Origin of the sequence: Bacillus sp. RE35 (assembly GCF_052146655.1) — a bacterium.
Classification (GTDB): domain Bacteria; phylum Bacillota; class Bacilli; order Bacillales; family Bacillaceae_G; genus Bacillus_A; species Bacillus_A cereus.
The window spans coordinates 1,263,028-1,285,817 of record NZ_CP197377.1; the positions used below are offsets into that span (position 1 = coordinate 1,263,028).

Consider the following 22,790-nt stretch of genomic DNA (forward strand, 5'->3'; position numbering starts at 1 on the left):
AAAGATGAAGAAGTTTTTAGTTTCTTATTCTTGGTTAATTTTGTTATTCTTGTATTTTCCAATGATGGTTTTAATGGTCTATTCTTTCAACGACTCTCGCATTAATGCGGAGTGGGAAGGTTTTACATTCCATTGGTATACAGATTTATTTCAAAAACAAGATGTTATTGATGCATTTGTAAATAGTATTACGATTGCAGTTATAACAACGATTGTGACAACGGTACTTGGTGTATTCTTTGCAATTGCTTTACATCGTTATAAATATCGTTTCGAAGGGGCTATTAATGGCCTTGTATATTTACCAATTTTAATTCCTGATATTTTAATGGGATTATCTTTACTAATTCTTTTCAGTCAGTTAGGAATGGAACTTGGACAAACAACGATTATTATTGCACATATTACATTTAGCATTTCGTTTGTTGTTGTTATTTTAGCTGCGCGTCTTTCAAGTATGGGACGTGACTTAGAAGAAGCTGCAAATGATCTAGGAGCAACGCCTTGGCAAACGTTTCGTTATGTAACGTTCCCAGCAATTGCACCGGGAGTTATTTCGGCAGCATTATTAACATTCACATTATCAATTGATGATTTTGTAATTAGTTTCTTCGTATCAGGACCAGGATCAACAACATTGCCACTATACATTTACAGTATGGTTAAGCGCGGAGTATCACCAGAAATTAATGCTCTTTCTACAATTTTAATTGTTGCTATCGTAGGATTAATGGTTCTATCTGAAATCTTCCGGAACAAAGGTGCAGATGGTGAAGAAAACTCTGGAGGACACCTTCCTTTATAATACGAACGATATAGAAAGTACAAGGGGGTAATAAACCGATGAAATTAATGAAAAGAATAGCTGGCGCAGCAATTAGCTTTAGCCTTGTTGCTGGTGTGCTTGCTGGTTGTGGTGAAAAGAAAGAAGAATTAAATATTTATAGTTGGGCTGACAATTTTGATGAGCAAGTGCTAAAAGATTTTGAAAAGAAGTATAATGTGAAAATTAACTATGACAAGTACGCAAGTAATGAAGAAATGCTTGCGAAATTACAAGCTGGTGGCGCAAAGTATGACTTAATTCAGCCGTCGGATTACATGGTTAAAACAATGGCGAAAATGGACTTATTAGCGCCGTTAGATAAAAAGAATATCCCGAATATCGAAAATATGGTTTCTAATTTTAAAACACCTGCGTTTGATCCAGAGAATAAATATTCTTTAGTGTACACTTGGGGTGTAACAGGGATTGCATACAATAAAAAGTATGTGAAAGAAGCACCTACAAGCTGGGCGGACTTATGGAATGAGAAATATAAAGGACATGTAACGTTACTGAACGATTCTCGTGAAGTATTAGGAGTGGGTCTTAAGAAGCACGGGTTCTCAAACAGTACGAAAGACGATGCACAATTAAAGACAGCAGCAGATGATTTAAAGAAGCTGCTTCCAAACTTATTAGCATTTGATACAGATAACATTAAACAAAAATTCATTACAGAAGATGCTTGGATCGGAACAGTTTGGTCTGGAGATGCAGCATTTATCGCAAAAGATAATAAAGATGTAGAATATGTTGTACCAAAAGAAGGCGGCACAATTTGGGCTGATACGTTAGCAATTCCAAAAGGTGCAAAACATAAAGAGCTTGCTGAGAAATTTATGAACTACTTACTAGATGAAAAAGTAAGTGTGAAAAACTACGAGTCAATTGGTTACAGTAATCCAAATGAAAAAGCTCATCCTCTTCATAGTAAAGAATACCGTGATAATCACATGATTTTCTTAACGAAAGAAGAGTTAGATCGTACAGAATGGCTTGTTGATGTAGACGATAAGTTAAAAGACTATGATCGTTACTGGACAGAGCTAAAAACAAAAGGTAAATAAGCAAGGAAATGCGGTTTCTAAAGTAGAAATCGCATTTTTTCATAGTAGGAGGAAATCGTTTGAAGAAGAAGTTACATCAGTATGAGGTAATGTGTATCGGTTTGTTATTTGCTGTATTTGGTATTGTTGCTTGGCGCGTACATGCAGGTGGCGTTACAGTGATGGATACATATGTCCGTGGATTAGTAAGAGGGCTACAAACGGAAAGTTCTCTTACATTTTTCTCGTACTTTACAAAATTGGGATCAGCAATTGGGATAGTCGCTACGCTCGTTATAAGTTTGCTTGTTTTTTGGAAGAAGCGTTATTATGCTGCGATGATTGTATATCCAATGGGAATTTTAGTAACACATCTTGTGAATAAAGGGATAAAAGAGATTGTAAAGAGAGAACGTCCGTCATTAAATGAAGCGCTAGATGCACTTGGATATAGTTTTCCTAGTGGACATGCAATGCTATCAATTATGACATTTGGATTTCTTACTTATATCATTGCTGCTAATTTGAAAAGCGTAGCTGGGAAATGTGTCACAACGATTTTGATGGGTATAGTAATTCTATCGATTGGATTAAGTAGAGTCATTTTAAATGTACATTACCCAACTGATATTTTAGCTGGTTACTGCGTAGGTGGTATTTTGTTAATTATCGCGATTTACTACCATCGTTTACTTACTGAGAGATTAGGGCTTAATAAAGAGAGATAGAAAAACGTCTGGAAAAACTATTATTATAGTTTTTCCAGACGTTTTTTGTTTATATCAAGATGTGATACAGTATAAGTGACAATTGAATTATGTAAAGTAGGTGAAAATGTGTGAAGACAAATGTACATAAAGTTGATAAGTGGGGGAAGTTAGGAGCCTTTTTGTATCAGTTTCGTTATACAGTAATTGTAGCGTTACTGTTGCTCGCAATCGCACTTGGGATTTTTGCTCCAAAGTTACCGGGAGTATTAGGTGGTGACGGTTTCCAAACCGAAGGCGACTATCAAAAAACGAAAGAAATTTTAGATAAAGATTTTAAGAAGTCTCAAGATACGCTGCTGCTCGTTTTTGAGAAAAATAAAGATGCTTCGCATGAGGAATTTAAAAAGCGAATAAATGAAATTGTAAAGAATGTTCAAGAGAAAGAGAACTATGAATCTTTCCATCACCCAATCCAAAATAAAGAAATGCTACAAGATGACATCGGCTATGCGACAATTTTATTTTCGGGGAAAACAAATAAGGAACGAATGAAAAAGACATTACAATTTGCTGATGAGATTGAGAAAGAAAGTAATATAGCATTAAAAGTAACACCTACAGGGTTTCCGAAAATTAATAAAGAGATTAATGAAAGAACGCAAAATGATTTAAAAGTAGCAGAGATGATTGGATTACCAATTGCGTTTCTTGTATTACTATTTTCGTTTGGTAGTCTTTTGGCATCAATTTTACCGATTTTGAATGGGGCGCTTAGTGTTATTAGTACGATGGGTATATTGTATTTCATCGGTGTTGATAAAGAACTATCTATTTTCGTGTTAAACGTTGCACCGATGATTGGACTTGCATTATCTATTGATTTTGCGCTATTATTTGTGAACCGTTTTCGAGAGGAAGTTGCTAAACGAACGGTAAAAGAAGCGATAGCAATTACATATCAAACGGCAGGACGTGCGATTGTATTTTCAGGATTATGCGTATTTGTTGGGTTATCCGGTTTGTTTTTCTTTAAGATAGATTATATTCAATCTGTCGCGATTAGCGGAATGATTGTTGTCATTATGAGTATTTTATTCTCACTCACACTTCTTCCAGCACTATTATCGTTAATCGGTAAAAGAATATTAAAAAAGAATCAAGTAGCACATACGCCGGCAAAAGCATGGCGTAAATTTGCAAAATTTGTGATGAAACATCCAATTGCAATGATTATTGTTGTTACAACATTTATTGTTATTTGCTTATTACCGTTACGTACAGCTAATTTGCAGTTCCCTGGTGTTGAAGCTTTACCTGAAAAGAGTGATACAAGGATTGCATATGAAAAGTATGAAGAAGCATTTAATGAAACTGTCAAAACACACGCTGATGTTACGTTAGTTGTAGAGACGGAAAAAGATATGAAAGAAAAAGAAAGTCTACAAAAGATAGAAGAAGTCGTTCAAAAGTTAAAAGGTGATAAGAAAGTACATGAAGTAAGAAGTTTATACGACGGGTTAACTGGAATGAAAGCAGATCAAGTTGTTGGAATGTTGCAGTCGCCAGAATCAGCGAAACTAACTCCTGTATTTGAAGCATACACGCAAGGGAATAAGACGACGATAGAAATATTTTTGAAAACAAAACCACGTACAGAGACTGCAAAACAGTGGGTACGTGACTTTAAAAAGAACTATAAAGAAACGGATGTTACGTATTATCTAGGCGGAATGACGACGTTTCAACAAGAATTAGAAGATGAAATTAAAGATAAAGTTGTAATTGGTATGTCTGTTATATTTGGATCGACCTTTGTTATATTATTATTTGCATTCCGATCTATACTCATTCCAATTAAGGCAATTGTTATGAATATACTTAGTTTAAGTGCAACCATTGGAATTGTTGTTTGGTTATTTGAAGGTGGTCATTTCGGTTTAGAAGCAAGTCCGGTTCTGTTTGTCTTACCAATCTTCATTTTTGGCCTCGTATTTGGGCTTAGTATGGATTATGAAGTATTTCTTATTTCACGTATTCATGAGCTCTATGAAGAAACAGGAGATAACGATCAAGCAACGTTAGAAGGGCTCGTTTCAACAAGTAGAATCATTACATCAGCTGCTTTAATAATGATTGTTGTAACTGGTGCATTCGCATTTACTGATATTTTACCAGTAAAGCAGATGGGTCTTGGCGTTGCATTAGCAATATTTCTTGATGCAACAATTATTCGTCTTATGCTCGTACCAAGCTTAATGAAGTTATTTGGAGACTGGAACTGGTGGTTACCATTTCGAAAAAAACGAGAAAAATCATCGTAAAAAATGCTCATCAATATGATGAGCATTTTTTATGAATAGCAAAGCCTACATTTTGCAAATAGTATGTGATAAGAACATTACATAATAAGTAGGTGAAGGCAATGTTTCGTTATTTTAAGTTTAAGTTAAATGATACAGTACAGTTTGCCGAGAACGATGGGCATATGTATCGCATTGTCGGTTATCGGTTAGAAAAAGGATTTTATCCAAAAGATGAATGGACTCATATCATTTATGAACTACTTAGAGAATTTGACGGGTATACGATGGATGCAGAAGAGGAAGAACTTGTAAAGGTCGTTCAAGTAGAGGATGAGTATTACAAAATACAAGAAGTATCAGGTTATCGCTATCCAGTAAAAATGAAACAAAAACAACAAGTGATGAAAATAGAAAAGATGGACGATTTATTAGATGCTTACAATGATTATAAAAGGTTGGCGGATTTCTTTAAGGATTTATCGTATGAACAAAAAGCTGAAGAAGTATTGTTAGAAATGAAAAGACTTAGAGCTTGAGGGGCAGTCTATTATAAGACTGTCCTCTATTTTTGACGGTGCATCAAAGTGTGTTTTCCGTTACAATGAGAGAATCAATAGAAATAAGGTGATAAACAGTATGGAAACAAACAAAAAGGGTAAATGGTGTGAAATTACCGTTCCAGCTAAATGGAATGGTATAAGTATTGAATCGGTATTAAAAGTAGAATGGGAAATACCGAAAAAGCTATTACATCAGCTTCGTATGGAAAAAGGTGTTACGGTTAACGGGGAACAAAGAAGATGGAATGAGCTTTTAAAAGAGAACGATAAGTTACAAGTCCATATGTTTGCGGAGGAAGAGTACGGTGTAGATCCAGAATATGGTGAATTACATGTAGTATACGAAGATGATCACGTACTTATCGTAAATAAACCAGAGCAAATGGACACACACCCTGCTGAAAAAGGTGGAACCGGGACGCTTGCAAATCTTGTTGCTTTTCATTTTCAAATGCAAGGTTTAGAGACGAAGGTGCGTCATATTCATCGTTTAGATAAAGATACGACAGGTGGTGTCGTGTTTGCTAAGCATAGAATTGCTGGTTCAATTATGGATCGCTTATTAATGGAAAGAAAAATTAAAAGAACGTACGCAGCGCTCGTTGAAGGGAAAGTAAAGAAGAAACAAGGAAAGATTGATGCTGCTATCGGAAGGGATCGCCATCATGCTACAAGGCGTCGTATTTCTCCAAAAGGTGACCAAGCTATCACATATTATAAAGTAGAAAAGTATTTTAAGAAGCAAAACACGACTCTCGTAACGTTACAATTAGAAACGGGTAGAACACATCAAATTCGTGTTCATATGAGTCATAATGGTAATCCATTAGTTGGGGATGTATTATATGGTGGACAAACAAAATATATGTCCAGTCAAGCATTGCATGCGATGAAGATACATTTCTTGCATCCAATTACGAAAGAAGCGATTGAAGTTGATGTGCCGTTTCCTACAAAGTTAAATAATAAAATAAAAGAATTTCAAAAAGAAAATGCGTAAAGTATAAGTTTTAACTTGAAAAAAGTAGATTTTTGCAGGGATTTCTCTAAAAGAAGCGAAGCCGTTAAGAGAAAAGAGAGGTGAGAATCACTTGATTAAATATAAGTATGTACTGGGAATATTTTTCGCTTGTCTTTTACTTACTCTATTTCTCTATCCCTATTTACCAAATCGTATGGCAGTACATTGGAATGTAAATGGTCAGCCAAACGAGTTTATGAGTAAACAAGTCGTTGTAGCATTTATTCCCTGTTTTATTATTTTTTCATATGGATTTTTGTATATTATTTCACATAATATATTTAAGTTTAATGAAAGAGAGCATGGTATTATAGGCGGATTTATAAAGAAAATTACGTTATTTATGTTGTTTATTCATACGCTTATCCTCTTTATTAATTTTGGGGATTTGATATCCTTTCAAACAGGATTAACGATTGGGATTAGTATGTTTCTTTTTATGCTGAGTAAAGAATTTAAGAAAATAAAAGGCAAAGAAAAAGAAAAAGATCCAATTAAATTACAAAAAATTTGTTTAGTGAGTAGACGGATTTTTCAAGTGATGGCATGTGGCATATTGTTTTCATTGTTTTTGAACTTAGAGTGGGGATTTTATGTATTGCTTAGTGTAATAAGCTGTGGATCTATGTTGTTTATGTTATATATTTTCTATTCATACATAATAGAAAGCTATGAAACTTAAAAAAGAGTCTTCTCATTATGAGAAGACTCTTTTAATCTATTTACTTCGTAATAAATTGTTGTGTCCAGTAGTTGCCGCTTTCTACATAACCAACACCGATGTGAGTGAAGCCGTTATTTAAGATGTTTGCACGGTGTCCAGCGCTGTTCATCCAAGCTTGTACTACTTCTTCAGGTGTACGTTGACCTTGAGCGATGTTTTCACCTGCAGATGTATAAGAAATACCAAATTTCTTCATCATGTCAAACGGAGACCCGTATGTAGGGCTGTTATGATCAAAGTAGTTGTTTTTTTGCATATCTTCAGACTTAATACGTGCTACTTTGCTTAATTCAGTATCGATTTTTAGTGCTGGTAAGCCTTGTTTTGCACGCTCAGCGTTTGTTAATTCAACAACACGTTGTTCAAACTCGCTTAAAGATTTTGCTTCTTCAGCAGGCTTTTGCTCAGCTGGTTTTTGTTCAGCAGGTTTTTGAGTATTGTTGTTTTCAGCAGGCTTTTGAGCTTCTGGTTTTTGAACTTCTTCAGCAGGCTTTTGCTCGGCAGGTTTTTGCTCAACTGGCTTTTGAGTTTCTGGCTTAGCTGTTGGTTGCTCAGTTACAACATTTTCAGTAGGTTGTTGACCAGGAATGAAGCAGTTTGGTTGGAAGTTTCCTTGTTGCCATTGTGCTAATGATTCAACTCCCATAGATTGTAAGAATGCTTGTAATTCTTGTTGGCTCATTTGTTTCATCATTACTTTTGAATGCTGAATATTTTGAACCTTTACGTTAGATGGTTGTACTGTTGCAGCTTGTGCATCTAGAGAAGATACTCCTAAAGTAAGAGCTGTTGCAGCAGCTACAGATAATAAAACACGCTTTTTCATGATGTGTGTCCCCCTATATAAAGTTTTAATTTGTTTTCACACGATTTGTTTTTGACAGCCTGTCTGACTGACAAATTCATCGTAGCATACAATTTGCGAGAAAAAAGATGGAAAAAAATTCATAGACTTTAAAATTACCTAATTTATCCTAAGAGAAGAAGGGAGCAAAAATAAGAGAAATATAGAGTATAAAAGGAATTTATAGTGTTTTTATACTTGGTTTTAAGAGGGGGTTTTTGGATAAAGTTACCTAAATAGAAAATGAAGAATCCTATTGTATCAATGGTTTGAACGTTTTTTTGAGGAATATAATGGATTGATTTTTACAAAACTGTAATGTTTCTGTTGTTCTTTTTTATAATAAAGTAACATATTTTTAATGTTGTAGCAGACAAAAAAGCGGCTATCTCTTTACATAGACGAAGGAGATAGCCGTTTTCCTATTATTACGTATGTTACGAGTTAGTTTCAATTGCTTCTAATAATAAATCCACAATGTGAATTCCTCTCATTTTATGAGAAAGCCCTTCTCGCTCAATACCCAATTTCATTTGTAATAAACAACCTGGATTTGCAGTAACAATGGTTGCTGCTTCTGTTTCATGCACACGGTCCATTTTGTAATCTAGAAATTCCATTGATAACTCTGAATGAACAATATTGTAAATACCAGCAGAGCCACAGCAGCGGTCGGCATCTTTCATTTCTCGATATGTTGCACCTTGGATAGCCTCTAGTAACATACGAGGTTCAGAAGATGTGCGCATAACATTGCGTAAATGACAAGAGTCTTGATACGTAATAACTTGCGGCGTGAGTCGTAAGTCAGTTCGCTTATGGAAGTCTAGTTCTACTAGTATAGCAGTAATATCTTTAATTTTAGAAACAAACTGCTTAGCACGTTCAGCCCAATCCGGATCATCTTTTAAAAGATAATCATAGTCTACGAGATAAGCCCCGCAACCACCTGCATTCGTAATAATATAGTCGATGTTTAAATCTTCGAATGCTTTTATATTTCGCTTTGCTAATTCTTTTGCTCCACTCTTTTCACCAGCATGTCCATGCAATGCACCGCAGCAACTTTGTGTTTTTGGAATAACGATATCACAACCAGCTAATTGAAGAAGTTTCATCGTTGCGTTATTTGTTTCTAAAAACATCGTATCCATTAAGCAGCCTGTGAAGAATGCAACTTGTTTTTTCTTTGTGCTTTCTGCAGGTAAAAATGAAGGACGATCTTTCATGGCTTTCATTTTAGGGACTTTTGGTAAAACGAGATCCATCGTTGCAAGTGTTTCAGGGAATAACTTCATAATCCCTGTTTTATGTGTTAGCGTTTGTAAACCAGAACGTTGATAAAATCCGATTAGTCCAGTTAATGTTCTCATTCGATTTTGATGGGGGAATAGTCCTTCAAAAACGGCTTTTCGAACAGCTTTCACTGGCACTGAGAATTTTTTATTTTGATTAATAATATCACGAGCTTCTTCTAATAAATGTCCATAATTTACACCAGATGGACAAACAGGTTCACAAGCACGGCAACCAAGACAAACGTTTAATGTATGTTCAACATCTTCATCTGGTTCGATTAAACCATCAACGACTGCTTTCATTAATGCAATACGTCCGCGTGGTGAATGTGACTCTTTATATCCGGATTGAATGTAGGTAGGACAAGTAGGTAAACAAAAACCGCATCGCATACAGTTTAGTAATTCATCTTCACTTAATCGTTCTTTAAATTCTTTTTGAATATTTTCTTTATTTAATGTGGTCATTGCTCAACCACCACTCTTTTTCGAGTGTCTTTCGCGAACATTTTTCCAGGATTCATAATGTTATTTGGATCGAAAGCTTGCTTTATTCCTTGCATAGCTGCAATACCTTCTTTACCTAATTTCATTTCTAAATATGGAGCTTTCATTGCACCAACACCATGTTCACCAGTAATTGTGCCACCAAGTTCAATTGCTTTCGCAAATATTTCAGCAAAAGCTTGTTCAGCTCGGTGCATTTCTTCTGCATTACGAGCGTCTGTCATACAAGTTGGATGTAAATTACCATCACCAGCGTGTCCAAACGTACAAATAGGAATATTATATTTTTTTGCAATGGCATTAATAGCTTCAACCATCGGAGCGATTTGTGAACGTGGTACAGTCGCATCTTCTAATATTGTAGTAGGTTTTAATCGTGCGAGCGCTGATAGAGCACTACGGCGAGCGGTACGAAGCGCATCTGCTTCTGTTTCGTCTTTTGCAATACGAACATCAACTGCATTCATAGAGCGGCAAACATTAGCCATGTTTTCAATATCTCGATTGACTACTTCGGGAGGGCCGTCTTGTTCAATTAATAAAATTGCTTTTACATCTGTAGGTAAACCGATTTGCGCAAACTCTTCTACTACTTCAATTGTCGGTTGGTCTAAGAACTCCAGTGTTGCTGGAATGATTTTATTTGCAATAATAGAAGAAACAGCACGTGCAGCTTCATTAATATCTTCATATAGTGCAAGCATTGTTTTCTTTGTTTCAGGCATAGGAACAAGTTTTAATATAGCTTCTGTTACCACGCCAAGTGTTCCTTCAGAACCGATAAATAAACGAGTTAAATCGTAACCAGCTACATCTTTTGCTAATTTACCACCAGTGCGAATAATATCGCCATTTGGTAAGACAAGTTCAAGCCCCATTACATAATCACGTGTTACGCCGTATTTCAAACCGCGTAATCCACCTGAGTTTTCATTAATATTACCGCCGATTGTAGAAATTTTCATCGAGCTTGGATCTGGTGGATAAAATAAACCTTTTTCTTCTACCGCTTTAATAATATCAAGTGTAATGACACCAGCTTGTACAGTAATTGTTAAGTTTTCTTCATCAATTTCTAAAATATTGTTCATATGGCGGAAAATAAGGACGATACCGCCTTCAAGTGGACATGTTCCTGCGCAAAGATTTGTTCCAGACCCGCGCACATACACAGGAATTTTGTGAGTGTTACATACTTTTAATACTTCAGCTACTTCATTTGTATTACGAGGAGCAATGACTGCATCAGGCATTGCTTGGAAGTTTGGAGTGGCATCATAACTATAAGTTAAACGCCCCATATTGGATGTATCTACATTATCTTCGCCAACAATAGATACGAATGAATGAATAATTTGTTTTTCTAACATTGGAAATCCCCCTCAAACTGTTAACGTGTTTAGTTATAATAAACAACGTGGTAACAGTGCTTTCATTATAATGATAAAAAAGTCGAGGGATTCTTTCTATGTATAATCATCTAAAGATTAATCTGTTTTATCGTTCTTTTTTGTATGATCATCTAATAGGAGGAGTGCGAAGTATAAAACGTTTAAGTCTTTGAATTGTTTTGGATCAAGTCCTGTATGTTCTTCAATCTTTTTTAGCCTGTAATGTAATGTGTTAATGTGTATATGTAATTGTTTAGCCGTCTGTTTATAAGATTGGTTATAATCGATAAATAAGCGCAAAGTATGTATAAGCTCAGGAAATGATAATAAGTTTTCGATGGTACGCTCTAGAAATTGTTCACGCGTTTCGGCAGAAATATCTTGTAAACACATTTCTAAACGTAAATCTTCATTAAATACAATTTTTTTCGTTTCCAATGATACAGAAAGAGCGCGTAATGCTTGTTCGTAACATATGTTCATATTGTTTGAGGTAACTGTTTGTCCAATCCCGATATATAAAGAAATAGAAAATAAAGTTTCGCAGTCTTGTTTTAACCGTTTTAAAAATTGATAAGTTTGCTCTTTTGAGCTCGTTGCTGTAAATAAAATAAAACGATCATTTCCCCAACGAACAAATAGATGCTCTTTTGTTAAAATATTACGTATGTGTTGCCATATTTTACGCTGGAGCATCGTGTCATTTTTGCCAATAGAAAACAAAATAAGTTGTTTTTTCTTATATAAATCAATGCCAAGTGTTTTGGCGCGATCAAGAAAACTCGGGGACCACTCTGTATTTTGAAGCCAATCAAAGACAAAAGCTTCATAAGAACGGTGCTCAAGTTCTAGTTGCTCTAAAAAGTAGTTTTCATGAATTAATAATTCGGTCATCTTACGCAATATTTCTCCGTAGCGTGAAATATTTTCAGGTTCTCCTGTAATCCCAATGACACCAATTACTTCATCATGAAATAATAAAGGAAGATTCATCCCAGCCTTTACACCTTGCAATCGCCTTTCATCTTCTTTTGTAATGATGACGGTTTTCTTTTGTTTGGCGCAGCGGAGTGCACCTTCATGAAATTGACCAATTCTTTCTGTATCTGTACTTGCGATAATAACGCCTTCTATATTAATGATAATAATATTTTCTGTAATTAGTCTGCGTACTTCTCGTACAATTTTATTCGCTAAATCAGGAAATAGCATAATTGACACACCTCAAATTCTATTTGTTGTACATTATATATGTAAATTGAGTAAGAAAGGGAAATTTCACACTTTCCACACATTTATTTGTTATTTTACAATTATAACGAAATCATCCGAAGATGGAGGGAATCTTTTGAGAAAGTATGTTTTTCTTCTCTGTTTTTTATTTCTACTAGTAGGGTGTCAAGGAAGTTCATATACACCAATTGCTAAAGATAAAAATGTTATTATAACTACGAATATAAAAGAAGGCAGCATTAGTTTTATTGATAAAAAAGATAAAAAGTTAATTACGACATGGGAACTAAATGAGCCAATGGCCGGAATCACACTGCTTCCAAATGGCGATGAAATACTTGTATACGGTAAGCAATTAGAATATATGTATGTATATTCACTAGCGGAAGGAAGGCAAGTGGGAAAATATAAAACTGGAAAGGGCATTGTAAATGTGGTGGTATCAGCAGATAAAAAACAATTATTTGCTGCTGATCAAAATGTTCAAAAGGTAAGGTTCTTTACGATAAATGGGAAAGAGACAGGAAGTGTTTCAACAGGAAAAGGGCCTATAACGATGGTAGAGTATCAGAATCGGTTATCTGTACTAAACTTTTATGATACGAAACTAACGACAATTGATACGAAGAAAAAAGAAGTTATTCAATCCTTTATGATTCCGCCAGCATCAACAGGAGCGACGATTAGTCCTGATGGGAAAGAAATATGGATTGGCGGACATGGTGATGGAAATCAAGTAAATGAGAAAGTGTTAGTGTATTCTTTACAGAGTGGAGAAATGGTGCGTTCTTTACACGCTCCATTTATGCCTGTGAATATAACGAAGGATAGTAAGTACGTATATGCACTCAGTCATGGATCGAATACACTTAGAAAGTTTGATATTAGCACATATAAAGAAATAGCTTCTGTAGAAGTAGGGTCGAATCCATTTGCATTTTTTGAGAGCGGAGCAGAAGGGTATGTAGCCAGTTATGATAGTGATGAAGTGTGCGTTATAGATATGAAGAATTTGAAAATAAAACAAACAATTAAAGTCGGAAAAGGACCGTTTCAACTCATAGAGAGGGAAGGGAAGGACAATGAATAAATATAGAGTGCTAGTTGTAGATGATGAAAGTGATATGAGACAGCTTGTTGGAATGTATTTGGATAACTTTGGATATGAGTGGGGAGAAGCTGAGAATGGAAAAGAGGCTCTTAAAAAACTAGAAACGGATCATTATGATTTCGTTGTATTAGATATAATGATGCCAGAAATGGATGGACTTTCAGTTTGTAAAGAAATTAGAAAAACGTCAGATGTGCCGATTATATTTTTAACGGCAAAAGGTGAAGAGTGGAATAGGGTGAACGGCTTACGTATGGGAGCAGATGACTATATTGTAAAACCGTTTAGTCCTGGTGAATTGGTTGCCCGTATGGAAGCTGTGCTAAGAAGATATACAAAGCAAGAACAGCAAGAAGAGATTCAATTTGGACCAATTCTTATCAATGAAAAAAGTAGACGAATAGAGGCGGGTGGTGAGCCGATTTCTCTTACTGTAAAAGAGTTTGATTTATTATATTTTCTTTGCCAACATACAGGACAAGTATTTAGCCGGGAGCAATTACTTGAAAAGGTATGGGGATATGATTATGCCGGAAGTACAAGAACGGTAGATACGCATGTGAAAACGATGCGCTTGAAGCTTGGAGAAAGTGGAAACTACATTCAAACTGTTTGGGGTGTAGGCTATAAATTTGAGGTGTAACGTATGTTTACGATGGTACAAAAACTTTGGCTTACAGTAGTATGTGCAGTATGTGTAACAGTGTCCTTTCTTTATTTCGTATCTTTATACTCGTATGAAAAATTATACGTTGATAATTTAAAAGCTTCGTTAGTAATGGAAGGAAAAAGTCTTGCTGCTCAATATGATAAGCGTGAAGGAATATCAACTTTTGAAGAGAAAGTAAGATCGTTTGATCAAATATCTAGTTCAGACGTTATTTTCGTGTCTAATCCGCGTGATTTAAGCGCATGTTTGCCTTTTGATGTGCATCATCATTCTCTTATAAGTGAAGGAGATAGGCAAACGCTATTAGACGGGAAAACTGTGACAAAAATAGGATATGAAGAACATTTTGACCGTAATATTATGGGGGTTGTCATCCCTGTATTGGAAAATAAAAAATTAGTCGGAATTGTCTATTCGTATATTCCTTTAAAAAGTATAAAAGATTTAATCTATGATATGGGTCTTATTTTAGCACCGTTAGCAATTGCTATGATTTTAATTACGATATGGGTTGGAAGGAAAATTATAATTGCAATTACGAAGCCACTTTCGCAAATGGAGCGGGTTGCAAATCATTTGGCTACGGGAGATTTTTCGGAGCGGATTACAGTTTCTTCAGAGGATGAAATTGGACGATTAGGAAAAGCATTTAATAAAATGGCAAATTCATTAGAAACAGAAGATGTAAAGCGTAAGGAATTTTTAGCAAATGTTTCGCATGAACTTAGAACACCACTTAGTTATATAAAAGGGTATAGCGAGGCTATTTTAGATGGTGTTGCAAAGGGACCGCAGCAGGAAAAAGTAACGCAGCTAATTCATAAAGAAGCAGGTCGTATGCAGCGTCTCGTTCATGACTTGTTAGACTTAGCACAATTAGAAGGTGAGCACTTTCCGTTAAAGAAGCAACCTATCGTTTTTTCACAGCTGATTGAAGACGTATTAGATACGTATGAGATTAAGTTTATAGAAAAGGAAATTCATATTTCAACCAATTTAAATCCAGAGGTCATTGTCATGATTGATGAGGATCGTATGCAACAAGTGCTTCATAATGTGTTAGATAATGCGATACGGTATACAAATCAAAAAGGAAATATCGTTATAACTTTAGAGCAAATCGATGATTACTGTGAATTAAAAATAAAAGATACAGGAATTGGTATTGATATAGAACATTTGGAGAATCTTGGAGAACGCTTTTACCGAGTTGATAAAGCGAGAAGTCGTCAACACGGTGGAACAGGTTTAGGCCTTGCTATTGTGAAACAAATTGTTCATATACATGGTGGACAGTGGAAAATTGAAAGTGAAAAAGATAAGGGAACAACGGTTATTATTAAACTGAATGTACAGGATGAGGGGAGCATGTTCTAATTTTTAGGACATGTTCTTTATATTGAAGAAAATATTTATCCCGCTATTCGCCGGGCAGTAAGACACTCACCTCAAAATTCAACGGAAGCAAAGAAGTTAGGTGGAGGCCCTGCTGCCCGTAAAAGCCCGATTGGTGAGAGCTAATAATCAGTGGGCGATGAACAAAACCTCCACTGATTAAAGTTTCACTTTATACGTAAAAATATAAATTAATATGTAATAAATATCGAAAATTTGACTATTTTATGAACAAAACATTTGTACTTCTTATCAATTCGGTCTAAAATAGTTATGATGCAAAGTTCTTATAAATCGTTTCAATTGTTGTTTGGAAGATACTGAGGTGATTTAACTGGAGTACAAATCTATTAAACCGAAAAAAATTTACGAAGAAGTATCTGAAGCTATTTTAACAATGATTAAAAATGGTACGTTAAAACCTGGTGACAAACTACTCCCTGTGCATCAATTAGCTGAGCAGTTTCAAGTTGGCAGATCTGCTGTTCGTGAAGCGCTAAGTGCGCTAAGAGCGATGGGCTTAATTGAGATGAAACAAGGAGAAGGTACATATGTGAAGAACTTCGATTCTTCTTCATTAACGAAATCATTAAACAATAGATTATTAATGAAGAAAGAAGATATTTTGAATTTATTAGAAGTACGAAAGGTGCTTGAAGTGGGGGCAGTTCGAGTAGCGGCGGCAAAACGTACGGAAGATAACTTACAAAATATGAAACATTGGTTAGATGAAATGGCAAAGAGCATTGGAGATGAAAAGGCTGGCGAAAAAGCCGATTTTCAATTTCATATGGGAATTGCAGAGTCTTCGCATAATAACATTTTGCTTGAACTCATGAATCATGTTTCAGAGATGATTGCTGAAACAATTGGTGAATCAAGACGCATTATTTTATATGGTGAACAAACGACATCAGAACGACTTATAGAAGAGCATCAAGTTATATATGATGCGGTGTTAAAACAAGATGTAGAATTAGCGCAGCAAGCAATGCTAGATCATTTAACAAATGTAGAACATATTGTCACAGGTAAAAACGATATAAATTCGTAATTTAATCTTTTAAAAATTTAATTTTCTGATAAAATAGAGAAAGATTAAGTAAGCGTTTTCTTTAGAAGAGGGAGAGGATAGGCCATGGTTGAGCCTATTTCTTCTCTACTAAGTCATCTGATGACCATATGTTTGTTGGTGAAGTTGTAAAAAGGGGGAGTAATAGTTATGAAAGTTACTTTATTTGTTACTTGTTTAGTCGATATGTTTGAAACAAATGTCGGCAAAGCAACAGTTGAAGTGTTGGAGCGTTTAGGTTGTGAAATTGAATTTCCAGAAGCACAAGTTTGTTGTGGGCAGCCTGCTTATAATAGCGGCCATGTAGAAGCAGCAAAAGAAGCGATGAAACATATGATTGAAACTTTTGAAGATGCAGAATATATTGTTACGCCATCTGGTTCTTGTGCGACAATGTTTCATGAGTATCCGCATGTTTTCAAAGATGATCCAAAGTGGGCTAAACGTGCACAAAAAGTTGCTGATAAAACTTATGAATTTACACAGTTTATTGTAGATGTTTTAAAAGTTACAGATGTTGGTGCAAGTTTACCAGGGATAGCTACTATTCATAAATCATGTCATATGACGCGTATGCTTGGAGTAAAAGAAGCACCAGGAATTTTATTATCAAATGTAAAAGGATTAACTGTGAGAGATTTGCCAAACGTGCAAAATTGTTGCGGGTTTGGGGGAACGTTTTCAGTTAAGATGACTCCAATTTCTGAGCAAATGGTAGACGAAAAAGTAGATAGTGTCATGGAAACAGGTGCAGATTATTTAATCGGTGCAGATTGTGGGTGTTTGTTAAACATTGGCGGACGTATTGAGCGTTTAGGAAAAGAAGTAAAAGTAATGCATATTGCTGAGGTACTGAATAGTCGCTCATGAAGGGGGAACATAAGCTATGTCTATGAAAATCAGTGAGAAAAAATTTAATGATCGCGTTGGTGATGGAATTCAAGATTCGTTTATGCGCGGAGCAGTATCTTCTGCACAAACGCGTTTATATACGAATCGCTTAAAAGCTGCAGATGAATTAGGAAACTGGGAAGAGTGGCGTGAACTAGGTGAACAAATTCGTCAACATACGTTAGAAAATCTGGATTATTACTTAATGCAGTTAAGTGAAAATGTATCAAAAAGAGGCGGACACGTGTACTTTGCGAAGACGAAAGAGGAAGCTGCAAAGTATATTCAAGACGTTGCCAAAAAGAAACAAGCGAAAAAAGTAGTAAAATCAAAGTCGATGGTAACAGAAGAAATTAGTATGAATCATGCGCTTGAAGAGATTGGCTGTGAAGTATTAGAGAGTGACTTAGGAGAGTATATCTTGCAAGTAGATAATGATCCACCTTCACATATTATTGCACCTGCACTTCATAAAAATAGAACGCAAATTCGCGATGTATTTAAAGAAAAGCTAGGCTATGAAAATTCTGATGACCCATATGAAATGACAAAGTTTGTTCGTAAACAACTTCGTGAGAAATTTATGGATGCAGAAATTGGTGTAACTGGTTGTAACTTTGCTGTTGCCAATACTGGATCTCTTTGTTTAGTAACGAATGAAGGTAATGCAGATCTTGTTATGTCAATTCCTAAAACACAAATTGCGGTAATGGGTATGGAACGTATGGTTCCGACAATGGAAGAATTAGATGTTTTAGTTGGTTTACTATGTCGTAGTGCAGTAGGTCAAAAATTAACAAGTTATGTAACAGTAGCAGGACCAATTCAAGAAGAGGAAGTTGATGGACCTGAAGAATTCCATTTAGTGGTTGTTGATAATGGTCGCTCTCAAATTCTTGGATCTGAATTCCGTTCCGTATTACAATGTATTCGTTGCGCTGCTTGTGTTAACGTATGTCCTGTATATCGTCACGTTGGTGGACATTCATATGGATCGATTTACTCAGGACCAATCGGTGCGGTATTAACACCGCTTCTAGGTGGATATGATGATTACAAAGAGCTTCCTTATGCATCTAGTTTATGCGGAGCATGTACAGAAGCTTGTCCAGTAAAAATTCCATTGCATGATTTATTATTAAAACATCGTCAAGTCATCGTTGAGCAAGAAGGTCGTGCACCACTTGCAGAAAAACTAGCGATGAAAATGTTTAGTATGGGTGCTTCTTCAGCTGCTTTATATAAAATGGGTTCAAAAATGGCACCAGCGGCAATGAGTCCATTTACATCTGGTAATCGTGTATCAAAAGGTGTTGGACCACTTAAAAACTGGACGGATATTCGTGAATTCCCAGCTCCAAGTAAAGAACGATTCCGTGATTGGTATAAAGATCATAAGAAAGGCGGGGATAAATAATGACAGGATTAATTCAAAACCGTGATGCCTTTCTAGATAACATTGCAAAAGAACTTGGGCGCGCACGTAAAACAGAAGGTGTAGAGCGTCCAGTATGGAAAAGTAATGTGAATATAGAAACGTTAAAAGATTATTCACAAGAAGAATTACTAGAAGTGTTTAAAAAGCAATGTACAAACATTCATACAACTGTAGTAGAAACGACAAATGACCGTTTAGGTGAAGAACTTCAAAAAGTAATCATGGAAAACGGCGGGGGACCTATTTTATTATCAGCAGATGATCGTTTTGATGCATATGGTTTAACATCTTTATTTAAAGAAGAACTTCCAAAGCGAGACGTTGAAGTAAACGTATGGGATCCAGAGAGAAAAGACGAAAATATGCGTTTAGCTGAAAAAGCGAATATTGGTATTGCATTTAGTGATTATACATTAGCCGAATCTGGTACAATTGTTGTACAAAGTCATAAAGGGCAGGGACGTTCTTTACACTTTTTACCGACTGTATATTTTGCTATTATTCCACGTGAAACACTTGTGCCTCGTATTACACAAGCAGTTCAGGATATGAACTCACGCGTAGAAAATGGGGAGACAGCGGCATCTTGTATTAACTTTATTACAGGGCCAAGTAACTCGGCTGACATTGAGATGAATCTTGTTGTCGGAGTACATGGACCATTAAAAGCAGTATATTTCATCGTATAAAAGAGGGGAAAGCAGGCCGGAAAATGGCCTGCTTTTTTAGTAGAATAAAGGATAATATGAAGTAGAAGTTCTCTCCTTTTTTTGCTATGTTTTTTGGGAAAGGAGAGGAAGGGATGTTCACTTATTTATATGCACTGTTAGCAGGGATGGTGTTTGGTTCTTTTTTTATGTTAGTTGCGGTGAGGGTTCCATTAGGTGCGTCTATTATTACCCCGCGTTCACATTGTTATTATTGCAAATATGTGCTAAGGCCAAAAGAACTAATCCCCATCATTTCATTTTATATACAAAGAGGCTGTTGTACGAATTGTAAGAGGAAAATTCCAATTATATATGTAGCATTTGAATGTATAACAGGAAGTATATTTCTTCTTACCGTGTATATGATTGGAATAGAACGAGAACTTATTATCATTTTATCCCTTTTTTCGCTACTTCTTATTATTTCAGTTACAGATTACTTATATATGTTAATTCCTGATTGTATTTTAATTTCGTTTGCGGTTTTACTCATTCTCGAAAGTGTTTTTGTACAATTAGTTACTTGGACAGATAGTATAGTTGGTAGTGGTGTTATATTCCTTTTGTTATATTGCATGCAAAAGATATATCCAGAAGGGCTTGGCGGAGGAGATATAAAACTACTTTCGTTACTTGGTTTTATAGTAGGAGTGAAGGGAGTTTTTATCGTTTTATTTTTAGCATCTTGTTTTAGTCTTTGTTTTTTCGGGATTGGTATCGGATTAAAACGTATAGAAGTACGAAAGCCAATTCCATTTGGTCCTTTTATTAGTCTTGGGGCAATGTGCTATGTATTAGCTGTTTATTCAAATTAGAGAGGGAATCGAAAATGAACGTATATATGGATGATCAAAGAAGTTGCCCGTTCGGGTATGTGTCCGCAACTACAGTAGAATGTGCCTTGCAAATGGTTCGGGATTATGATGTGAATATTCTTTCCCTTGATTATAATATGGGCTGGGGAGCAAAAAATGGACTAGATTTTGTAGAAGCTTTTTGTACAGAGGGATTATATGTAAATGAAATTCACCTTCATACGAATGATGTCATCGGTATGCACAAGATGAAACAGAGAATGGATAAGGGAAAGGAAGAAGGAGAAATTAATCCTCACCTTGTTGTTAAATACGTGGGAAGCTAAAAACTCCAAAGTAAAACTTTGGAGTTTTTAGTGTTTCATATGTGCTTGTAAAGGAATAATCTCTTCTTGTTGAGCTACTGCGATTTCAGTTTCTTCCTGTTGAACTTCAGGTGTTTTCTTTGTTAAGTAGTGGTATACCATACCGACAAATACTGATCCGCCAATAATGTTACCGATTGTAACAGGAATTAAGTTATGAATAGCACCTGAAAAAGAAATTGTCTCAGGATGCGGTGAAACTAAAGATAAAGCAAAGAGTGATAAGTTTGCAATACTATGTTCGTAACCAGATAAGAAGAATGTGAAAACAAGTAGCATCATGACTATTATTTTTGCTGTGTCACCTTTAACCTGAGAAGGTAAGAAACAAGCAAGACATACGAGCCAGTTACATAAAATGGCTTTAAAGAATAACTGCATTGTAGGTGTGTTCATCTTTCCTTCAACGACTTTATTCATTAAGTGACCGTGATCAATTGCTTCAAAAATTCCAGTTGCGTAAAATAGTAAGGCAAAGAATAACGCGCCGGCTAAGTTACCTGCATAACAAGCAACCCAGTTACGTAGTGTATCAGAAATCGTTGTTTCTTTTCTTAAAGTTGCTACAGTAAAGTACATTGTGTTCCCAGTAAACAATTCAGCACCGCCATATATAATAAGTACGAGAGCAATCCCGAAAAACATAGAAGCAGCTAAATAAGTTGCTGGTGAATCTGCAATGTGAAAAAAGTTACCTAATTTAAAACATAGTACAATAATAAAACCGATATAAATACCCGCAAGTGCAGCACGAATGAAATATTGCATTGGGTTTGTATCTAGTATTTTCTTTTTGCTTTTAGCCAGTTTGACAACATAATCTAGTCCTTGTTCTAGCATGAGTAATACGCTCCTTTAGTAAATCTTCTATAAATACTCCTTATATGAATAAAGTACATGGAATTGTTCTCACTTTCAATAAGTTTGTGCAATGTTTCACAAAAAGGACATACATACATTAAGAAAACGTTTACAAAAGGTAGTATAATGTAATTTTTTCTGGACATTGAGAGGAAGAAAGAAAAAAGAAAAAGCGCTGTAATTACAGCGCTTTTTCGTCTAAATTCTTTTCTACTTTTACTTCTACTTCTTTTGAGAAGAACCAACCACCAACTGCGATTCCGACTAATACGATCCAGAATGTAAGCTTCCACGGAGTGGATTCTGGGAATGAATGTGGAATTACATTTAATGCAGGGTGTGCTAATGTATAAACTGCTAGCTTCACACCAACCCAACCTACAATTAAGAATGCTGCGGTTTCAAGTCCTGGTTTACGTTTTAAGATTTGTACGAAAGCAGTTGCTGCAAATCGCATAATGATTAATCCGATAAGTCCACCTACAAAGATAACAGCGAATTGCCCAGTATCAAGACTACCAATTGTACCTAATCCTGTTTTTGGTAAAGTCATTGCTAGTGCAACAGCAGCTAAAATTGAATCAACTGCGAAGGCGATATCAGCAACCTCAACTTTAAATACAGTCCACCAAAAGTTCTCTTGTTTTTTCTTTGCTTCTTTTTCTTCTGTTTCTTCATCTGTATTCTTTTTAACATATGTTTTAAATAAGTGATTACCAGCGATAAACATAAGGTAGATGGCACCGATTGCTTGCACTTGCCATACATCGACTAAGAACGAAATCATAAATAACGATCCAAATCGGAAAACAAATGCCCCCGCTAATCCATAAAATAGTGCTTTCTTTCGTTTTTCTTCTGGTAAATGTTTTACCATAATTGCAAGAACAAGAGCGTTATCAGCCGCTAAAATCCCTTCAAGTGCAATTAGGATGAGTAATACCCAACCATACTCCAATAATAATGATACATCCATGTACATTCTCCTCTCATTTCTAT

22 protein-coding genes are annotated in these 22,790 nt (G+C 35.5%); 16 read left to right on the forward strand and 6 right to left on the reverse strand.

Annotated features, from left to right (window positions below; genetic code table 11):
* The first annotated feature begins 4 nt into the window (after positions 1 to 4).
* From potC to ACTL4X_RS06630, 7 genes are all read left to right on the forward strand, one after another.
* Positions 5 to 805 carry a spermidine/putrescine ABC transporter permease PotC gene (potC, locus tag ACTL4X_RS06600; RefSeq protein ID WP_000714192.1) on the forward strand — a complete coding sequence of 267 codons (801 nt, stop codon included), beginning with the start codon at positions 5 to 7 and terminating at the stop codon, positions 803 to 805.
* A 38-nt stretch (positions 806 to 843) separates the two neighbouring features.
* Positions 844 to 1,893 (forward strand): spermidine/putrescine ABC transporter substrate-binding protein PotD, encoded by a 1,050-nt coding sequence (gene potD, locus ACTL4X_RS06605; RefSeq protein ID WP_000772485.1) that lies wholly within the window; start codon positions 844 to 846, stop codon positions 1,891 to 1,893.
* A gap of 59 nt (positions 1,894 to 1,952) precedes the next feature.
* Positions 1,953 to 2,600 carry a phosphatase PAP2 family protein gene (locus tag ACTL4X_RS06610; RefSeq protein WP_000727797.1) on the forward strand — a complete coding sequence of 216 codons (648 nt, stop codon included), beginning with the start codon at positions 1,953 to 1,955 and terminating at the stop codon, positions 2,598 to 2,600.
* A 110-nt stretch (positions 2,601 to 2,710) separates the two neighbouring features.
* Positions 2,711 to 4,903 carry an MMPL family transporter gene (locus tag ACTL4X_RS06615; protein WP_000856412.1) on the forward strand — a complete coding sequence of 731 codons (2,193 nt, stop codon included), beginning with the start codon at positions 2,711 to 2,713 and terminating at the stop codon, positions 4,901 to 4,903.
* Between the two features lie 101 nt (positions 4,904 to 5,004).
* Positions 5,005 to 5,421 (forward strand): hypothetical protein, encoded by a 417-nt coding sequence (locus ACTL4X_RS06620; RefSeq protein WP_000490301.1) that lies wholly within the window; start codon positions 5,005 to 5,007, stop codon positions 5,419 to 5,421.
* 100 nt (positions 5,422 to 5,521) lie between these two features.
* Positions 5,522 to 6,445, forward strand: coding sequence for an RluA family pseudouridine synthase (locus tag ACTL4X_RS06625; RefSeq protein WP_000449648.1), 924 nt, complete (start codon positions 5,522 to 5,524; stop codon positions 6,443 to 6,445).
* A 91-nt stretch (positions 6,446 to 6,536) separates the two neighbouring features.
* On the forward strand, positions 6,537 to 7,148 hold the full coding sequence (locus tag ACTL4X_RS06630; protein WP_006917704.1) for a DUF1648 domain-containing protein: 612 nt from the start codon (positions 6,537 to 6,539) through the stop codon (positions 7,146 to 7,148).
* A 40-nt stretch (positions 7,149 to 7,188) separates the two neighbouring features.
* On the opposite strand, the gene ACTL4X_RS06635 is transcribed toward ACTL4X_RS06630, so the two are convergent.
* From ACTL4X_RS06635 to ACTL4X_RS06650, 4 genes are all read right to left on the reverse strand, one after another.
* Positions 7,189 to 8,016, reverse strand: a complete 828-nt coding sequence (locus tag ACTL4X_RS06635) for a CAP domain-containing protein (protein WP_000747596.1) — start codon at positions 8,014 to 8,016, stop codon at positions 7,189 to 7,191.
* 455 nt (positions 8,017 to 8,471) lie between these two features.
* The gene (locus ACTL4X_RS06640; protein ID WP_000209619.1) at positions 8,472 to 9,800 is read right to left on the reverse strand and encodes a (Fe-S)-binding protein; all 1,329 of its coding nucleotides are present in this window, start codon (positions 9,798 to 9,800) and stop codon (positions 8,472 to 8,474) included.
* Positions 9,797 to 11,209 carry a glycolate oxidase subunit GlcD gene (gene glcD / locus ACTL4X_RS06645; RefSeq protein ID WP_000890755.1) on the reverse strand — a complete coding sequence of 471 codons (1,413 nt, stop codon included), beginning with the start codon at positions 11,207 to 11,209 and terminating at the stop codon, positions 9,797 to 9,799. The genes ACTL4X_RS06640 and glcD overlap by 4 nt, the downstream gene beginning before the upstream one ends.
* A 117-nt stretch (positions 11,210 to 11,326) precedes the next feature.
* The gene (locus ACTL4X_RS06650; RefSeq protein ID WP_000898641.1) at positions 11,327 to 12,442 is read right to left on the reverse strand and encodes a CdaR family transcriptional regulator; all 1,116 of its coding nucleotides are present in this window, start codon (positions 12,440 to 12,442) and stop codon (positions 11,327 to 11,329) included.
* Positions 12,443 to 12,578: 136 nt separating this feature from the next.
* Between ACTL4X_RS06650 and ACTL4X_RS06655 the strand changes: the two genes are divergently transcribed.
* The 9 genes from ACTL4X_RS06655 (at position 12,579) to ACTL4X_RS06695 (ending at position 20,891) form a co-directional block, all read left to right on the forward strand.
* On the forward strand, positions 12,579 to 13,553 hold the full coding sequence (locus ACTL4X_RS06655; protein WP_001234154.1) for a YncE family protein: 975 nt from the start codon (positions 12,579 to 12,581) through the stop codon (positions 13,551 to 13,553).
* Entirely contained in the window at positions 13,546 to 14,217 is a 672-nt protein-coding gene (locus ACTL4X_RS06660) for a response regulator transcription factor (RefSeq protein ID WP_001046398.1), read from the forward strand. Before ACTL4X_RS06655 ends, ACTL4X_RS06660 begins: the two co-directional genes overlap by 8 nt.
* Positions 14,218 to 14,220: 3 nt before the next feature.
* On the forward strand, positions 14,221 to 15,621 hold the full coding sequence (locus tag ACTL4X_RS06665; RefSeq protein ID WP_000494796.1) for a sensor histidine kinase: 1,401 nt from the start codon (positions 14,221 to 14,223) through the stop codon (positions 15,619 to 15,621).
* A gap of 382 nt (positions 15,622 to 16,003) precedes the next feature.
* A complete protein-coding gene (locus ACTL4X_RS06670; protein WP_254904515.1) occupies positions 16,004 to 16,693 on the forward strand; it encodes a FadR/GntR family transcriptional regulator in 690 nt (229 codons plus the stop codon).
* A gap of 168 nt (positions 16,694 to 16,861) precedes the next feature.
* Positions 16,862 to 17,581, forward strand: coding sequence for a (Fe-S)-binding protein (locus tag ACTL4X_RS06675; RefSeq protein WP_000869148.1), 720 nt, complete (start codon positions 16,862 to 16,864; stop codon positions 17,579 to 17,581).
* Positions 17,582 to 17,597: 16 nt separating this feature from the next.
* Positions 17,598 to 19,019, forward strand: coding sequence for a LutB/LldF family L-lactate oxidation iron-sulfur protein (locus tag ACTL4X_RS06680; RefSeq protein WP_000061930.1), 1,422 nt, complete (start codon positions 17,598 to 17,600; stop codon positions 19,017 to 19,019).
* Positions 19,019 to 19,729, forward strand: coding sequence for a LutC/YkgG family protein (locus ACTL4X_RS06685; RefSeq protein ID WP_000147189.1), 711 nt, complete (start codon positions 19,019 to 19,021; stop codon positions 19,727 to 19,729). The genes ACTL4X_RS06680 and ACTL4X_RS06685 overlap by 1 nt, the downstream gene beginning before the upstream one ends.
* Before the next feature lie 113 nt (positions 19,730 to 19,842).
* Complete coding sequence (locus ACTL4X_RS06690) at positions 19,843 to 20,565, forward strand: prepilin peptidase (RefSeq protein ID WP_000495726.1); 723 nt, start codon at positions 19,843 to 19,845, stop codon at positions 20,563 to 20,565.
* A gap of 14 nt (positions 20,566 to 20,579) precedes the next feature.
* Positions 20,580 to 20,891: a cyclic-phosphate processing receiver domain-containing protein gene (locus tag ACTL4X_RS06695; RefSeq protein ID WP_001103770.1), complete on the forward strand. Its 312-nt coding sequence runs from the start codon at positions 20,580 to 20,582 to the stop codon at positions 20,889 to 20,891.
* Between the two features lie 27 nt (positions 20,892 to 20,918).
* On the opposite strand, the gene ACTL4X_RS06700 is transcribed toward ACTL4X_RS06695, so the two are convergent.
* Together ACTL4X_RS06700 and ACTL4X_RS06705 are read right to left on the reverse strand one after the other, a co-directional pair.
* On the reverse strand, positions 20,919 to 21,770 hold the full coding sequence (locus tag ACTL4X_RS06700; RefSeq protein ID WP_000893025.1) for a formate/nitrite transporter family protein: 852 nt from the start codon (positions 21,768 to 21,770) through the stop codon (positions 20,919 to 20,921).
* Positions 21,771 to 21,972: 202 nt separating this feature from the next.
* Complete coding sequence (locus ACTL4X_RS06705) at positions 21,973 to 22,767, reverse strand: TerC family protein (protein ID WP_000383314.1); 795 nt, start codon at positions 22,765 to 22,767, stop codon at positions 21,973 to 21,975.
* Between the last annotated feature and the right edge of the window lie 23 nt (positions 22,768 to 22,790).

Excerpts from the sequence above, each read along its gene's own strand:
- ACTL4X_RS06675 (WP_000869148.1), top strand. The coding sequence starts at position 16,862 with ATGAAAGTTACTTTATTTGTTACTTGTTTAGTCGATATGTTTGAAACA.
- ACTL4X_RS06640 (WP_000209619.1), bottom strand. The coding sequence starts at position 9,800 with ATGACCACATTAAATAAAGAAAATATTCAAAAAGAATTTAAAGAACGA.
- ACTL4X_RS06690 (WP_000495726.1), top strand. The coding sequence starts at position 19,843 with ATGTTCACTTATTTATATGCACTGTTAGCAGGGATGGTGTTTGGTTCT.
- glcD (WP_000890755.1), bottom strand. The coding sequence starts at position 11,209 with ATGTTAGAAAAACAAATTATTCATTCATTCGTATCTATTGTTGGCGAA.
- ACTL4X_RS06650 (WP_000898641.1), bottom strand. The coding sequence starts at position 12,442 with ATGCTATTTCCTGATTTAGCGAATAAAATTGTACGAGAAGTACGCAGA.
- ACTL4X_RS06665 (WP_000494796.1), top strand. The coding sequence starts at position 14,221 with ATGTTTACGATGGTACAAAAACTTTGGCTTACAGTAGTATGTGCAGTA.
- potD (WP_000772485.1), top strand. The coding sequence starts at position 844 with ATGAAATTAATGAAAAGAATAGCTGGCGCAGCAATTAGCTTTAGCCTT.
- ACTL4X_RS06695 (WP_001103770.1), top strand. The coding sequence starts at position 20,580 with ATGAACGTATATATGGATGATCAAAGAAGTTGCCCGTTCGGGTATGTG.
- ACTL4X_RS06705 (WP_000383314.1), bottom strand. The coding sequence starts at position 22,767 with ATGGATGTATCATTATTATTGGAGTATGGTTGGGTATTACTCATCCTA.
- ACTL4X_RS06635 (WP_000747596.1), bottom strand. The coding sequence starts at position 8,016 with ATGAAAAAGCGTGTTTTATTATCTGTAGCTGCTGCAACAGCTCTTACT.
- ACTL4X_RS06660 (WP_001046398.1), top strand. The coding sequence starts at position 13,546 with ATGAATAAATATAGAGTGCTAGTTGTAGATGATGAAAGTGATATGAGA.
- ACTL4X_RS06680 (WP_000061930.1), top strand. The coding sequence starts at position 17,598 with ATGTCTATGAAAATCAGTGAGAAAAAATTTAATGATCGCGTTGGTGAT.
- ACTL4X_RS06700 (WP_000893025.1), bottom strand. The coding sequence starts at position 21,770 with ATGCTAGAACAAGGACTAGATTATGTTGTCAAACTGGCTAAAAGCAAA.
- potC (WP_000714192.1), top strand. The coding sequence starts at position 5 with ATGAAGAAGTTTTTAGTTTCTTATTCTTGGTTAATTTTGTTATTCTTG.
- ACTL4X_RS06620 (WP_000490301.1), top strand. The coding sequence starts at position 5,005 with ATGTTTCGTTATTTTAAGTTTAAGTTAAATGATACAGTACAGTTTGCC.
- ACTL4X_RS06625 (WP_000449648.1), top strand. The coding sequence starts at position 5,522 with ATGGAAACAAACAAAAAGGGTAAATGGTGTGAAATTACCGTTCCAGCT.
- ACTL4X_RS06685 (WP_000147189.1), top strand. The coding sequence starts at position 19,019 with ATGACAGGATTAATTCAAAACCGTGATGCCTTTCTAGATAACATTGCA.